This window comes from Rhodococcus sp. PvR099, from assembly GCF_017833315.1.
Classification (GTDB): domain Bacteria; phylum Actinomycetota; class Actinomycetes; order Mycobacteriales; family Mycobacteriaceae; genus Rhodococcus_G; species Rhodococcus_G oryzae.
Genome location: NZ_JAFIBV010000001.1, coordinates 3,572,747 through 3,586,436, shown reverse-complemented (window position 1 = coordinate 3,586,436; position 13,690 = coordinate 3,572,747). Strand labels below are relative to the sequence as shown.

Here is a 13,690-nt window from a genome sequence, read left to right as displayed (position 1 = left end):
GTTCTCGCTGCGGTCACCGCCGGGCCGCGTCCACCGCCGTGTCGATCAGCCCGGACAGCTCGGCGCCGACGCGGTCGAGTGCCTGCACGCTGCGCTGCGCCCTCGCCACGAGCAGTGCCCCCTCGATGGCGGTGACGGCGGTGGTCGCAAGGGACTCGGCGCGGGCCGCGGGCACACCCCGCTGGGCGAGGGCCGTCGCGATGGCCTCCTCCCAGGCGGTGAAGCTCTCGCCTGCGATCTCCCGCACGGCCGCGAAGTCCCCGCTCTCCAGCGCGCCCGCGGCCACCGGGCAGCCCGACCGGAAATCCGAGTCCAGCAGCTGCCGGCGGAACATGCCGATGAGCCGCGCCAGGGTCTCGGACGGTCCGCCCTGCGCGAGGCTCGACTCGATCAGCGTCTCCATCAGGCCGCCCGCCGTGCGGGTGGCCTCCTCGGCCAGCTGGGTCTTCCCGCCGGGGAAGTGGTGGTAGATCGACCCGCGCGGGGCCTCGGCGCGCTCGATGACGTCGGCGAAGGAGGTCGCGTCGATGCCCCGCTCACGGAAGAGGGCGATGGCGCTCGTGAGCATCCGGTCGCGGGCGGTGGGGCGTTGTGTCACGTGCTCGTTCTCCCTTGCTGCCTATGTCGGTCAGCATAGTTCGGTACTGTCGGCCCTCGAGACATGTCGCGCGACACAATCGGCGGGCCCTCGAGCGAAAGCGAGCGACCATGCACTGGTTCGATCTCGACCCGATCGACGACTCCTACTTCGAGACCGCGGATTTCGTCTACACCTACGGCATGGATCTGCGTGCGGGGGCGGACGAGGTGTGGCGGGGCCTGACCGGCGCCGAGCCGCTGTCGTGGTGCCGGCTGCTCGACGTGCACTACACCTCGGTGGCCCCGCACAGCACGGCGACGACCAGGGTCGCCAAGGTGGCGGGCGGCTTCATGCAGCTGCGCGAGCAGTTCTTCGTCTGGGACGAGGAGCAACGGCGGCACGCGTTCTACGTGAAACAGGCCAACGTCCCGCTGTTCCGATCGTTCGCCGAGGACTACCGGGTCGAGCCGACGCCGACGGGTTGCCGATTCGTCTGGACCTTCGCCTTCACCGCGCGCCGCGGCTTCGGGGTCCCGGTCCGGCTCGCGCTGCCGGTGAACAAGGCGCTGTTCGCGAGCTTCGCCCGGGACACCCGCAAGCACTTCGGCGCGGTGAACTGACACCCTGCGGAGCGCGCGGGAGGTCAGTACTGTCCCCGACATGAGCAGACGCTGGTGGGTACTCGGGGGGATCGCGGTCGTCGCGGTGCTCGGCCTCGTCGTGGGGCCGTGGGTGTACGGCACCTGGATCGCCGGGGACGATGCGCCCGCCGCCTCGGTGTCCACCTCCGGCGCCGAGCCCGCGACGGGGGAGGTGAACGGGCAGTGGGTGGTCTACGCAGGCCTCCCGCCGAACGAGACCGCCGCCGGCTACACGGTGCACGAGATCCTCAACGGCGCCAGCGTCACTGTGGTCGGCTCCACCGGGGAGGTGAGCGGCTCGGCGACCGTCGAGGCCGAGAAGCTGACGGCGGGCGAGATCGCCGTGCAGGTCGCGTCCATCTCCACCGACGACTCCCGCCGCGACGGGCAGTTCGACGGCAGGGTGATGTCGGCCGACGAATTCCCCACCGCCACCTTCGTCCTCGACGGACCCGTTGACCTGTCCGGCCTGCCGGTCGACGGCACCAGCGGAACGGTCACCGCGACCGGAACCCTCACGATCAAGGGGGAGGCGCGGCCGGTCACCGCCGACGTCGAGGTGCTCCGGTCGGGCGATGCGCTGGTGGCCTCCGGCAGCATCCCGGTCACGTGGACCGATTTCGGTGTGCAGCCCCCGTCGCTGGGCTTCGTCACGGTCGACGGGTCCGGGACCGTCGACTTCCTGGTCAGCCTGCGGCGGGCCTGAGCGAACGGGACCCGAGGCCAACCGCGACGGCCAGCGCCGCCAGCGCGCCCACGTCCACGGCCCGCACCCGCGACGACTGCGAGTTCATCGGTCCCACCGCCGCGGTCAGCGCGATGTAGCTGCCCATGCTCGTCGCGGCGGCGGCGACGGTGGGGACCCGGATCGACGGCACGAACGTGCCCGCCAGCAGTCCGCCGCCGACGATCGCCAGCAGCGCAGCGCGGTGGCGCAGCAGCAGTTCCAGGTCGGCGTCGCCCACCCGCACGCCGTAGAGGGACTCGACCCGTGACGCCGAGAGCACCGCGGCGCCGGGTGCCAGGTTGACCAGTCCGACGCCGACCAACAATGCCCGTGCGATCCGATCGGCCCACATGGTTGCCCCTTTCGTGGTGGTTGTTGTGTCAGCATGGCGGTTGTGGACCGGTCGCCGCTTCCAGAAACGTGCGCTGTCACCGCGGCGCCCGCGCTGTGGGTCGGCTACGGGCACGCCGTCTATCTCGGGCCCTCGCTGCGGCTGGACCCGCACTCGACGGCGGTGTACTGCCTGGCGGTCGGCGTGGACGCGCCGCTGATCCTGCGGGTGGACGGGAGCGCCGACGTGATGCACCGATCGGTGCTCGTACCGCCGCGGACGAGGCACCAGATCGTCGCGACGGGGGAGCGAATGTTGTTCTGCTACTTCGATCCCGGCTCGGCGCGGGCGGGCGGGTGCCTCGAGCGGATGGCGGCGGCGGAGGGCGTCTTCGGGATCGGGCACCGGGCCGAAGCGGAGTTGATCGGCCTCTGCGCCGGCCCGGTCCTCGACGCAGGCCGCATCCTGGACGCGGCGTCCGGCCCGGTCCACGGGCCGGACGACGAGCGGATCGGCGGGGTGATCCGGACGATCCGCGCGCAGCCGGGCGCGCCGGTCACCGCGGCGGAGTTCGCCCGCGACACGCACCTGTCGACGCCGTACTTCCTCCGGCTGTTCGCCACGGAGACCGGGACCAGCTTCCGCCGCTACCGGCTGTGGGCCCGGATGCTGCACGTCGCGACGGCGGTGTCGAAGGGCTCGGACCTCACCCGCGCCGCCGTCGACGCCGGCTTCGCGAGCCCCTCCCATTTCAGCGACGCCTTCCATCGGATGTTCGGTCTGACCGCGACCACGCTGCTGAGCGGCGGGGCCGCGATCGCGGTCGAGGGCGGCAGCTGAACCTCCTACTTCACGTTCGGGAAGAACAGGTCGACGGGGAAACAGGGCACCGGCGTCTGGTGATCCGGATCGAGGGCCTTGAGCACGAACCGCCAGGCCCTTTCGCTGTAGAGCGACGAGAGGTGTTCGGACCTGTCCGCCTCGCAGCCGTCCTGCAGCAGGACGTTCGTGACGTTCGCGCCCGTGAGGAACTGCTCGGTGTACGGGGTCACCACCTCGTCGTACTCGGTCACGATCGTCGTGTACCGGACGCCGGGCCTGGTGTCGCCGTTGCCGTAGGTCTGCGCCATCAGGTCGGAACCCAATGCCTGCTGGGTGAGGGCCGGGGTGAGCCCGGTGACCACGTCGTAGAGGGTGCGGCCCACCGGCGGGACGAGGCTGCGGACATAGACGCCCCCGCTGAGCGTGGTGCCGTGGGCGCTCGGCGAGATCCCGATCTGCTTGTCCACCTTCCGATCTCCGCCGAGGGCGGTGAGGTCCCCCCGTCGCCACATTCTTACTTTTGAGTAAGTTAACACGTGAAGTGTGACGCGGGCCATCCTCCTGGCGGTGCGGTCATGGCGTCCATCCCGGCGGGCCGAACACATACCCGAACCGCTCCCGCCACGACCCGGCGGCCCGAACGTCGCGGCCGATGGCGGCGTACTCGTGTCCCTGCAGGGTGACGATGTTGTGGGTGCGCACCGGCGTGGTCAGCCCGTAGGTGGGGCGATGCGTCTCGGGAGTGAAGGTGCCGAACATGCGGTCCCAGACGATGAGGATGCCCGCGTAGTTCTTGTCGAGGTACTCGGGGTCGCAGCCGTGATGCACCCGGTGGTGCGACGGCGTGTTGAACACCAACTCGAACGGCCGGGGCAGCCGGTCCACCCGCTCGGTGTGCACGAAGAACTGGTACACCAGGTTGATCGAGAACCCGACGAACACCATCCACGGCGGGATCCCGATGAGCGGCAACGGGATCCACATCAGGATCTCGCCGCTGTTGTTCCACTTCTGTCGCAGCGCGGTGGCGAAGTTGAAGTACTCACTGGAATGGTGCGCCTGGTGGGTTGCCCACACGATCCGGGTGCGGTGGGCGATCCGGTGGTACCAGTAGAACAACAGGTCGACGCCGACGATCAGGATCACCCAGGTGTACCAGGCGTCTACCGGCAGGTGCCACGGCGCCAGGTACGTGTAGATGGCCGTATACCCGACCAGGGCGAGCGCCTTCCACGCCGCGCTGGTCAGCACGGACACCGCGCCCATCGAGATGCTGGTCTGCGCGTCCACGGCGTCGTAGCCGCCGCGCGGGGGATGGGCCCGCCCGTCCGCGCCGTGTTCGGGCGCGGCGAGGTACCGCGCCGCCGCCCATTCCAGGGCGAGGAACAGGACGAAGAAGGGAATGGCGAACGCGACCGGGTCGCGCAGCAGCGCCGGCAGCGAGTTCCACCATTCCGGCAGGGATTCCCACATGTAGAGCAGTGTGACCTGCGATACGGGACGCTGTCACCGGATGTTCACCCCCCGTGATGCGGGAGCCGACATTTGCATCCACAATGACCGGGTGAAACGCACTGTGACCGCCCTCGCACTCGGGGCCACTCTCCTTCTTGCCGGCTGCAGCTCCGAGGACACCTCGTCCGCGGCTGAGGCCTCCGCCGCTCCCACCGCAACCTGCCCCGGCGACGCCAACGCCGACGATCCCACCGCGACCGTGATCGCGAAGTCCGCGACGTTGCCCTCCGGCGTCACCGTCGACGGTGCCGTCACCAAGCTGAACAGCGGACAGACCCCGTCGACCGTGGATCTCACGGTCCGGGTCTGCGCGAGCGACCTCGACGGCGACGCGCTCAAGGACACCGCCTCCGCGATCGCCGTGACCGCCAAGCCGTCTCTGCTCGGTTCCATGATCGGGGTGCTGACCGTCACGGAGGTCGGCGGAGACTCCGTCCACACGACCAACTTCCAGGCCGAGAACTGGGATCCGGCGCAGCCGGCCGACAGCCACCGGGCCGCCTGGACCAGCTAGTCCCTTCGACAACGAGCAGGGCCCGCCCTTTCCGTGATGACGGAAAGGGCGGGCCCTCTGTCGTTTTCGGCCCGGTGGGGTCAGACCCGCGCGGGCTCCAGGTCCTCCTCGGGGCGGCCGTGTTCGGTGACGGCGTCACCGTGGCCCGGCCACCAGGCCTTGTGGCCCAGCAGTGCGGTGATCGAGGGCACCAGGAACATCGACATCACAAACGACGAGAGCAGGATGCCCAGCGCCACCGCGAAGCCCATCTCGGTCATCATGGCGATGCCGGACAGCATCATCGACCCGAAGGTGCCTGCGAGGATGATGCCGGCCGCGCCGACGGAGGGCCCGCCGTGCTCGATTGCCAATCGGGCTGCCTCCCTGGGGCTTCGGCCTTCCCTCGCCTCCTCGCGGAGTCGGGCGATCATCAGGATGTTGTAGTCCGTTCCGATCGCAACCACGAACAGATACAGCATGATCGGCAGCGAGAACGAGATGCCGGGACGATCACCGACCACGCTGAACAGGAACGCCGTCGCGCCCATGGTGGAGAAGAACACCAGCACCACCGAGGCCATCAGGTAGAGCGGCGCCACCAGCGAACGCAGCAGCAGACCCAGGATCAGCGCGATCAGCACGCCTGCGACCGGGAAGATCACCGACAGGTCGCGGTTGTTCGCGTCGCGGATGTCCGTGAACGCCGCGGTCGGCCCGCCGACCAGCACCTCGGTGCCCTCCGGTGCGGCCGCGTGCGCTGCCTCGCGCAGCGGGTCGACCGCGTCGAGCGCCTCGTTGGACTGCGGGCTGTACTCCAGCAGCAGGTTGATCTGCGCGGTGCTGCCGTCCTTGGAGATCAGTCCGAGGTCGCCCTGTTCGTTCGCGGGCATGGCGCCGCCGATGCCGGTGGAGGTGGTCAGTTCCTTCGCCACCCGCTCCACCTCGGCCGGGTCGAGCGGGGAGCCGTCCGTGGAGTGTAGGTACACCAGCGTCGGGTTGAGTGCGCCCGCCGGGAACCCGGACTGCAGGTCCTTGATGCCGCGCGCCGACTCGGTGGTGGACGGCAGCTGGCCGAGCTGGTCGTAGTCCGTCTTGAAGCCGAACATGCCAAGCGCCATCACGACCAGCAGCCCGCCGGAGACGAGTGCGACCACGCCGGGGCGGCGGCCGGTGAACGCGCCGAGCTTGGCGAAGACGGTGCCCTTGGGCTCCTTCTGCCACGACTTCGACGGCCAGAACACCTTGGTGCCGATCAGCGACACGATCGCGGGGATCAGCGTCAGCGACGCGAGCGCCATGATGCCGACGCCGATGGCCAGGCCGGGGCCGAGGCTGCGGAACGCGCCGAAGATCGCGAGCAGCAGCGCGCAGAACGCCACGATGATCGCGCCCGCCGCGGAGGCGATGACCTCGCCGACCCGCTCGACCGCATGGATCAGCGCGGTGGTCTTCTCCTCGCCCGCCCGCAGCCGCTCACGGAAGCGGAACAACAGGAACAGGATGTAGTCGGTGCCGACGCCGAACAGCACGACGGTCAGGATGATCTGCAGCGACTGGTCGACCTGCAGGCCGGTGCCCTTCGCGACCAGGGCGATGATGCCGGGCGCGATGGATGAGACGATGCCGACCGAGACGATCGGCAGCAGGGCCGCGACGGGGCTGCGGTAGATGACCAGCAGCAGCCCGATGATCAGCAGGACCGTGACGATGCCGATGATCGCCTCGGCGTTCTTGAATGCCTCCTCGTTGTCGACCATGAGGGCGGCGTCACCGGTGACGGACATCCGCAGGCCGCTGTCCGCGAGCGTCTCGCCGCCGATCTTGCGGATCTCCTTGACCGCCTCGCCGACCGGCTTCTCGTCGGGCATGCCCTGGAGTCCGACGCTGACCAGCTGGACTTCCTTGTTCTCCGCGAGTGCCTGCGGTCCGGTCTCGGCGACGACGACCCGATCGATATCGGTCGCGTTGATCGAACCGGCCAGGCCCTCCACCTTGGCCTGGTCCTCCGCCGAGAGCGGTTGCCCGTCCTCGCGTTTGATCACGATGGTCGCCGTGGCGTCCTCGGATTTCCCGAACTGCTCCTCAGCGAGGTGCTGTGCCTGAATGGACTCGTAGGTGTCCGGCAGGAAGCCGGACTGCTCCTTGTTGAGCACGTCGGTCAGCGTGGGCGCGAGCGCCACGACCGCGACGGCGGCGATGATCCACGCCGCAATGATTTTCCATGGATTGTGTACAACGAATCGAGCAAGTTTCCCGAACATGTGCCCCTCCACACCGCGTTCTGCAAGTTTGCCTACCGTGCGGTAGGTAGACTACGCACCCATTCGGGTCACCGACAACTGGAATGATTCGTCGCCGCGCTGCGCGGGGCCTTAGGGTGCCGTTGTGTTCGGACCGGACCGGAGGAAGAGAGGTGGTCGACGATGGGCGCGCGAGATACCAGGTCGGCCATCAGGGAGGCCGCGCTTCGGCAGTTCATCGCCAAGGGCGTCGAGCAGACCAGCCTGAGGGAGATCGCCGACGAGGTCGGCATCACCAAGGCCTCGCTCTACTACCACTACGCCTCCAAGGCCGACCTGCTGCTGGCCATCGTGACCCCGATCCTGTTCGTCATGCGTGACGTCGCCGACGTGCTCGATCAGGCGCCGCACACCGCGGACGGTATCCGGGAGGTGTTGCGCCGCTACCTGATCGGGCTGCTCAACCACCGCGCGGAGGGGTCGCTGTTCGTCCGGGACGCCTCCGCGATGACCGCCACCCTCGGCCCGATCCTGCCCGAGCTGATCGAGATCAACCGGCGGATCAACATCTGGTTGGCGGGCCCGGACGCCCCAACGGAGTCCACGATCCGCGCGGTCGCGGCGCTGGAGGTGCTCAACACGGCGCTGTCGGCGAACGCGGCGGTGCCGCAGGCCGACGACGAGGAGCTCTTGCGGGTGCTGCTCGACGCGGCGATGGGCGTGCTGCGGCTGTAGATCCGGTCGGCCGCAGACGCCCGCCCGGCTCACGCCGGGATCAGCGCCCGCTCACCCGCCAGCAGGCCCCGGCGCGCCAGGATCGGCCGCACCCCCTCGCCGAACCAGTACGCCTCCTCCAGGTGCGGGTACCCGGAGAGCACGAATTCGTCCAGCCCCAGCGAGTGGTACTCCTCGATCCGGTCCGCGACCTCCTCGTGGCTGCCGACCAGCGCGGTGCCCGCCCCGCCGCGGACCAGCCCGACGCCGGCCCACAGGTTCGGGGAGATCTCCAGCGACGCGGTGCTGCCGCCGTGCAGGGCCGCCATCCGCCGCTGTCCCTCCGACTCGGACCGTGCGAACCGGGCGCTGGCCTCGGCGACCGCGGTCGGGTCGAGGCCGGCGAGCATCGTGTCGGCGACGTCCCACGCCTGCCTCGAGGTGTCGCGGGTGATCACGTGCAGCCGGATGCCGAACCGGATGGTGCGCCCGGCACGTTCGGCGTGCTCGCGGACCGCGGCGATCTTCGCGGCCACCTGCGCAGGCGGCTCGCCCCAGGTGAGGTACACGTCGGCGTGACCCGCCGCCACCGGCAGGGCCGCCGCGGAGGAGCCGCCGAAGTAGATGGGCGGCACCGGGTTCGGCGGCGCCGAGGTGGTCGCGCCGACCAGCTTGTAGTGCTCGCCGTCGAAGTCGAACGGGGCCTCGCCCCACGTCCCGCGCAGGGCCTGCAGGAACTCGGCGGTGCGAGCGTAGCGCTGGTCCTTGGTCAGCCAGTCGCCGTAACTCCGCTGCTCCTGTGAGTCGCCCCCGGTCACCACGTTGAGCAGCAGTCGCCCGCCGGACAGGCGCTGGTAGCTGGCGGCCATCTGCGCGGCCAGCGTCGGCGAGATGACCCCGGGCCGGAACGCGACGAGGAACTTGAGCCGCTCGGTCAGCGGGATCAGGGCGGCGGTGGTCAGCCAGGCGTCCTCGCAGTGCGTCCCGGTGGGGGTGAGCACGCCGGTGAACCCGGACTGCTCGGCGGCGCGGGCGACCTGGGTCAGGTACTCGAGGGTCGGGGCCCGGTTCCCGGCGGTCCTGGGATCGGAGGTTGAGGAGTTCGAGTTGTCCACGATGCCGCGGCCGTCGCCGGCGGTGGGCAGGAACCAGTGCAGGTCGATGCTCATGAAGGGTGCTCCGAGATGTCAGTACGGCGGGCGTGCGCGCGCCGGTCGACGAGCCGTTGGGGCCAGGTCGTGGGAGGGGGGAGCGGGGCGGATCGCTACTGACAGAGCGCGGCGGCAACGCTCAGGAGGTCGACGTGGCGTCGCACCGTGAGCGCAGGGTTGCCGGACATGCGTCCAGGCTGGCAGTGGCGTGCGTGGCCTGTCAACTGCGCTTGCCCGATTTCATACCGCGATGGTAGGAATCAACCGCCGGACGGACCGGCCAGGCGAGGGGGCAGCCGTGCACATCACCGCGAAGGTGGACTACGCCGTGCGCACCCTGGTCGAACTGGCCGCGGCGGGGGAGGCGCTCGCGAAGGCGGAGTACCTCGCGAACGCGCAGACGATCCCGCACAAGTTCCTCGAGGCCGTCCTCGGTGACCTGCGCCGGGCGGGCATGGTGCACAGCAGGCGGGGCCCGGACGGCGGGTACTGGCTGGCCCGGCCCGCCGCCGAGATCACCGTCGCCGACGTGATCCGGGCCGTGGAGGGCCCGCTGGCGTCGGTGCGGGGCCAGCGCCCCGAGGAGGTCCACTACGACGGGCCCGCCGCCCCGCTGCTCGACGTGTGGATCGCGGTGCGGGTGAACCTGAGGGCCGTCCTGGAGGGTGTCAGTATCGCGGACATCGCCTGCGGCCGGCTGCCCGGATTCGTCGAGCGGCTCACCGCCGACCCGGAGGCATGGCGGAGGCGCTGAGCTGCGGGTTCGCCCGGTGTATCCCGCCGAGTCACGCGGTCGATTGGTAGCCTCGAAGCCTATGTTGTACTCACTGCTGCGCACCTACCTGCGCCCATACGGTGGTGACCTGGCGGGTGTCGTTGCGCTCCAGTTGATCTCGACCCTGACCACGCTGTATCTGCCGAGCCTCAACGCCGAGATCATCGACAACGGCGTCGCCAAGGGCGATACGGCTGTGGTGCTCTCCACCGGCGGCACGATGCTGCTCATCACGTGCCTGCAGGTCGCGTGCAGCATCGGCGCCGTGTACTTCGGCGCCCGCGCCGCGATGGGCATGGGTCGTGACCTGCGCGGCGCGGTCGTGCACCAGGTCGGCCGGTTCTCCGCGCGCGAGGTCGGCTACTTCGGGGCGCCCTCCCTGATCACCCGCAGCACGAACGACGTCCAGCAGATTCAGATGGTGGTGGTGATCAGCTGCACCATCCTGGTGGCGGCGCCGATCATGGGCATCGGCGGCATCGTCATGTCGATCCGTCAGTCGCAGGGCCTGGCCTGGGTGCTCGCCGTCGCGGTCCCGCTGCTCGGCCTGGCGATGTACCTGGTGATCTCGAAGATGGTGCCGCAGTTCCGGCTGATGCAGTCGCGGATCGACGCCATCAACCGGGTCCTGCGCGAGCAGATCACCGGCATCCGGGTGGTCCGGGCGTTCGTCCGCGAATCGCACGAGATGCGGCGTTTCGGCGCGGCCAACGAGGACCTGGCAGGCACCGCGTTGCGGGTCGGCAAGCTGATGGCGCTGATGCTCCCGATGGTGATGCTCATCGCGAACATCACCAGCGTCGCGGTGCTCTGGCTCGGCGGCCACCTCATCGACCAGGGCTCCATGCAGATCGGCTCGCTCACCGCGGTGCTCTCCTACATCATGCAGATCCTGATGGCGGTGATGATGGTGACCGTCATCGCCGTGATCCTGCCGCGCGCCTCGGTGTGTGCCGAGCGGCTCACCGAGGTCCTCGACACCGAGCCGTCGGTGCAGGCCTCGCCGAAGCCGCTCACCAGCTGGCGCGAGCGCGGCATCGTCGAGATGCGCGGCGCGACCTTCGCCTTCCCCGGCGCGGAGGCGCCGGTGCTGCGGAACGTCAGTTTCCTGGCCGAACCCGGGATGACCACCGCCATCATCGGTGGCACCGGATCCGGCAAGTCCACCCTGCTCAACCTGATCCCGCGGCTGATAGACGTCACCGGCGGCGAGGTCCGCGTCGGGGCCGCCGACGTCCGGGTCATCGACCCCGACCAGCTGCGTTCCTCGATCGGCCTGGTCCCGCAGAAGCCGTATCTGTTCTCCGGGACGGTGGCCAGCAACCTGCGGTACGGCAGGCCGGACGCGACGGACGCCCAGCTGTGGCGATGTCTGGAGATCGCGCAGGCCGCCGACTTCGTCCGGGCCATGCCGGGGGGCCTCGAGTCCCCGATCGCGCAGGGCGGCGCCACCGTCTCCGGCGGTCAGCGGCAGCGGCTGGCGATCGCCAGGGCGCTGGTCAGGGAACCGGAGATCTACCTGTTCGACGACTCGTTCTCCGCGCTGGACCTGAGCACCGACGCCCGGCTGCGGGCCGCGTTGGCGCCGGTCACCCGGGACGCCTGCGTGATCATCGTCGCGCAGCGGGTCTCGACGATCATCGAGGCCGACCAGATCATCGTGCTCGAGGACGGTGCCATCGTCGGGATCGGCACCCACGCCGAGCTCATGGACCGTTGTCAGACCTACGCGGAGATCGTCGCGTCCCAGCTCGCCGCGCAGGCGGCGTCGTGAGCGCCATGCGCGGCCCGATGGCCGCCGCGGGCCCGCCGTCGAAGAAGCCGATGGACTTCGGTCCGTCCGCGAGGCGTCTGCTCAAACGACTGTCCCCGGACAAGTTCGCGGTCGGACTGGTGCTCGTACTGGCGGCGATGAGCGTGGTGCTCAGCGTGGTGGCCCCGAAGATCCTCGGGCACGCCACCAACATCATCTTCGACGGTGTCGTCGGCAGGCAGCTGCCCGCGGGCCTCACCAAGGACCAGGCCGTCGACGAGTTGCGGGCACAGGGGCAGAACACCTTCGCGGACATGGTGTCCTCGATGGACGTGGTGCCCGGCACCGGGATCGACTTCGGCGCGCTCGGCCGGGTGCTCGCCGTCGTGCTCGTGATCTACCTGGCTGCCTCGCTGTTCAGCTGGGTGCAGGGCTACGTGCTCAACATCGTGGTGCAGCGCACCATCATGCGGCTGCGCGCGGATGTCGAGGAGAAGATCCACCGGCTGCCGTTGCGCTACTTCGACACCAACCCCCGCGGCGACCTGCTCAGCCGCGTCACCAACGACATCGACAACATCGCCCAGACCGTCCAGCAGACGATCAGCCAGCTGCTGACGTCCGTGCTCTCGGTGATCGGCATCCTGGCCATGATGCTGTGGATCTCGCCGCTGCTGGCGATGGTCGCGGTGGCGACCGTGCCGCTGTCGGTGCTGGCGACCACGCTGATCGCGAAGCGGTCGCAGAAGCACTTCGTGGCGCAGTGGACCACCACGGGCGCGCTGAACGCGCAGATCGAGGAGTCCTTCACCGGGCACGAGCTGGTGACCGCGTTCGGCCGCCAGCGCGAGGTCGGGGCCGCCTTCGACGAGCGGAACGAGCAGCTCTACCAGTCCGGTTTCCAGGCGCAGTTCATCTCGGGCATGGTGATGCCCGCGATCAACTTCCTCGGCAACCTCAACTACGTGGCCGTCGCGGTGGTCGGCGGCATGCGGGTGGCGTCCGGGTCGATGAGCCTCGGCGACGTGCAGGCCTTCATCCAGTACTCGCGTCAGTTCACCCAGCCGCTCACCCAGATCGGCGCCATGACCAACCTGATGCAGTCCGGCGTCGCGTCCGCCGAGCGGGTCTTCGCACTACTCGACGAGGACGAGCAGTCGCCGGACCCCGCGTCGCCCGCCACGCCGCTGGTCCGCCGCGGTCACGTCGAGTTCGAGAACGTGTCGTTCCGCTACAAGGAGGAGCAGCCGCTCATCGAGAACCTGTCGCTGACCGCCGAGCCGGGACACATGGTGGCGATCGTGGGTCCGACCGGGGCAGGCAAGACCACCCTGGTGAACCTGATCATGCGGTTCTACGAGGTGGACTCGGGGCGAATCAGGTTGGACGGCACCGACATCACCACCATGTTGCGCGACGACCTGCGGTCCCGCATCGGGATGGTGCTGCAGGACACCTGGTTGTTCGGCGGCACCATCCGGGAGAACATCGCCTACGGCCACCCCGACGCCACCGAGGCGCAGATTCGCGAGGCGGCCCGGATGAGTTACGTGGACCGTTTCGTGCATTCGCTCCCCGCGGGATACGACACCGTCATCGACGAGGAGGGCGGCAATGTCAGCGCGGGCGAGAAGCAGCTCATCACGATCGCGCGGGCGTTCCTCTCGCAACCGTCGATCCTGATCCTCGACGAGGCCACCAGTTCGGTGGACACCCGCACCGAGCTTCTCGTCCAGCACGCCACCGCGGCGCTGCGCAGCGACCGGACGAGTTTCGTCATCGCGCACCGACTCTCGACCATCCGCGACGCACACCTGATCGTGGTGATGGAGGAGGGCCACATCGTCGAGCAGGGCACCCACGAGGAACTGCTCGCCCGGCGCGGGGCGTACTTCGAGCTCTACAACAGCCAGTTCGTCGGACCGGCCGAGGCGGCCGTGTGAAC

At 69.4% G+C, this 13,690-nt stretch carries 14 protein-coding genes; 8 read left to right on the top strand and 6 right to left on the bottom strand.

From position 1 onward, the window contains the following. Positions 1–13: 13 nt before the first annotated feature. Positions 14–598, bottom strand: a complete 585-nt coding sequence (locus JOE46_RS16465; protein ID WP_257017622.1) for a TetR/AcrR family transcriptional regulator — start codon at positions 596–598, stop codon at positions 14–16. 110 nt (positions 599–708) lie between these two features. Between JOE46_RS16465 and JOE46_RS16460 the strand changes: the two genes are divergently transcribed. Further along, positions 709–1,200, top strand: a complete 492-nt coding sequence (locus tag JOE46_RS16460) for an SRPBCC family protein (RefSeq protein ID WP_209927871.1) — start codon at positions 709–711, stop codon at positions 1,198–1,200. A gap of 40 nt (positions 1,201–1,240) precedes the next feature. Continuing rightward, the gene (locus tag JOE46_RS16455) at positions 1,241–1,927 is read left to right on the top strand and encodes a YceI family protein (protein WP_209927869.1); all 687 of its coding nucleotides are present in this window, start codon (positions 1,241–1,243) and stop codon (positions 1,925–1,927) included. Here JOE46_RS16455 and JOE46_RS16450 read toward each other — a convergent pair. Beyond that, the gene (locus tag JOE46_RS16450) at positions 1,908–2,300 is read right to left on the bottom strand and encodes a hypothetical protein (protein WP_209927867.1); all 393 of its coding nucleotides are present in this window, start codon (positions 2,298–2,300) and stop codon (positions 1,908–1,910) included. The genes JOE46_RS16455 and JOE46_RS16450 overlap by 20 nt on opposite strands. 33 nt (positions 2,301–2,333) lie before the next feature. Between JOE46_RS16450 and JOE46_RS16445 the strand changes: the two genes are divergently transcribed. After that, positions 2,334–3,119 (top strand): AraC family transcriptional regulator, encoded by a 786-nt coding sequence (locus JOE46_RS16445; protein ID WP_245221074.1) that lies wholly within the window; start codon positions 2,334–2,336, stop codon positions 3,117–3,119. A 5-nt stretch (positions 3,120–3,124) separates the two neighbouring features. Here JOE46_RS16445 and JOE46_RS16440 read toward each other — a convergent pair whose 3' ends face one another. Further along, positions 3,125–3,568 carry a hypothetical protein gene (locus JOE46_RS16440; RefSeq protein WP_209927865.1) on the bottom strand — a complete coding sequence of 148 codons (444 nt, stop codon included), beginning with the start codon at positions 3,566–3,568 and terminating at the stop codon, positions 3,125–3,127. Between the two features lie 106 nt (positions 3,569–3,674). Continuing rightward, positions 3,675–4,574 carry a sterol desaturase family protein gene (locus JOE46_RS16435; RefSeq protein WP_209927863.1) on the bottom strand — a complete coding sequence of 300 codons (900 nt, stop codon included), beginning with the start codon at positions 4,572–4,574 and terminating at the stop codon, positions 3,675–3,677. Between the two features lie 91 nt (positions 4,575–4,665). Here JOE46_RS16435 and JOE46_RS16430 point away from each other — a divergent pair, with 91 nt between their 5' ends. Further along, positions 4,666–5,130: a hypothetical protein gene (locus JOE46_RS16430; RefSeq protein WP_143548494.1), complete on the top strand. Its 465-nt coding sequence runs from the start codon at positions 4,666–4,668 to the stop codon at positions 5,128–5,130. Positions 5,131–5,210: 80 nt separating this feature from the next. Here JOE46_RS16430 and JOE46_RS16425 read toward each other — a convergent pair whose 3' ends face one another. Continuing rightward, positions 5,211–7,373: an MMPL family transporter gene (locus tag JOE46_RS16425; RefSeq protein WP_209927861.1), complete on the bottom strand. Its 2,163-nt coding sequence runs from the start codon at positions 7,371–7,373 to the stop codon at positions 5,211–5,213. A 162-nt stretch (positions 7,374–7,535) separates the two neighbouring features. On the opposite strand from JOE46_RS16425, the gene JOE46_RS26815 reads away from it, so the two are divergent. After that, positions 7,536–8,087, top strand: a complete 552-nt coding sequence (locus JOE46_RS26815; protein WP_136911874.1) for a TetR/AcrR family transcriptional regulator — start codon at positions 7,536–7,538, stop codon at positions 8,085–8,087. A 29-nt stretch (positions 8,088–8,116) separates the two neighbouring features. Here JOE46_RS26815 and JOE46_RS16415 read toward each other — a convergent pair whose 3' ends face one another. Then, positions 8,117–9,235, bottom strand: a complete 1,119-nt coding sequence (locus tag JOE46_RS16415; protein ID WP_097213097.1) for an LLM class flavin-dependent oxidoreductase — start codon at positions 9,233–9,235, stop codon at positions 8,117–8,119. Between the two features lie 280 nt (positions 9,236–9,515). Here JOE46_RS16415 and JOE46_RS16410 point away from each other — a divergent pair, with 280 nt between their 5' ends. From JOE46_RS16410 to JOE46_RS16400, 3 genes are all read left to right on the top strand, one after another. After that, on the top strand, positions 9,516–9,971 hold the full coding sequence (locus JOE46_RS16410) for an Rrf2 family transcriptional regulator (protein WP_097213152.1): 456 nt from the start codon (positions 9,516–9,518) through the stop codon (positions 9,969–9,971). 61 nt (positions 9,972–10,032) lie between these two features. Then, positions 10,033–11,766, top strand: a complete 1,734-nt coding sequence (locus JOE46_RS16405) for an ABC transporter ATP-binding protein (RefSeq protein ID WP_209927859.1) — start codon at positions 10,033–10,035, stop codon at positions 11,764–11,766. Positions 11,767–11,771: 5 nt separating this feature from the next. Beyond that, a complete protein-coding gene (locus tag JOE46_RS16400; protein WP_245221926.1) occupies positions 11,772–13,688 on the top strand; it encodes an ABC transporter ATP-binding protein in 1,917 nt (638 codons plus the stop codon). Positions 13,689–13,690: the final 2 nt, after the last annotated feature.

Excerpts from the sequence above, each read along its gene's own strand:
- JOE46_RS16450 (WP_209927867.1), bottom strand. The coding sequence starts at position 2,300 with ATGTGGGCCGATCGGATCGCACGGGCATTGTTGGTCGGCGTCGGACTG.
- JOE46_RS16460 (WP_209927871.1), top strand. The coding sequence starts at position 709 with ATGCACTGGTTCGATCTCGACCCGATCGACGACTCCTACTTCGAGACC.
- JOE46_RS16455 (WP_209927869.1), top strand. The coding sequence starts at position 1,241 with ATGAGCAGACGCTGGTGGGTACTCGGGGGGATCGCGGTCGTCGCGGTG.
- JOE46_RS16445 (WP_245221074.1), top strand. The coding sequence starts at position 2,334 with ATGGCGGTTGTGGACCGGTCGCCGCTTCCAGAAACGTGCGCTGTCACC.
- JOE46_RS16405 (WP_209927859.1), top strand. The coding sequence starts at position 10,033 with ATGTTGTACTCACTGCTGCGCACCTACCTGCGCCCATACGGTGGTGAC.
- JOE46_RS16415 (WP_097213097.1), bottom strand. The coding sequence starts at position 9,235 with ATGAGCATCGACCTGCACTGGTTCCTGCCCACCGCCGGCGACGGCCGC.
- JOE46_RS16435 (WP_209927863.1), bottom strand. The coding sequence starts at position 4,574 with ATGTGGGAATCCCTGCCGGAATGGTGGAACTCGCTGCCGGCGCTGCTG.
- JOE46_RS26815 (WP_136911874.1), top strand. The coding sequence starts at position 7,536 with ATGGGCGCGCGAGATACCAGGTCGGCCATCAGGGAGGCCGCGCTTCGG.
- JOE46_RS16400 (WP_245221926.1), top strand. The coding sequence starts at position 11,772 with ATGCGCGGCCCGATGGCCGCCGCGGGCCCGCCGTCGAAGAAGCCGATG.
- JOE46_RS16425 (WP_209927861.1), bottom strand. The coding sequence starts at position 7,373 with ATGTTCGGGAAACTTGCTCGATTCGTTGTACACAATCCATGGAAAATC.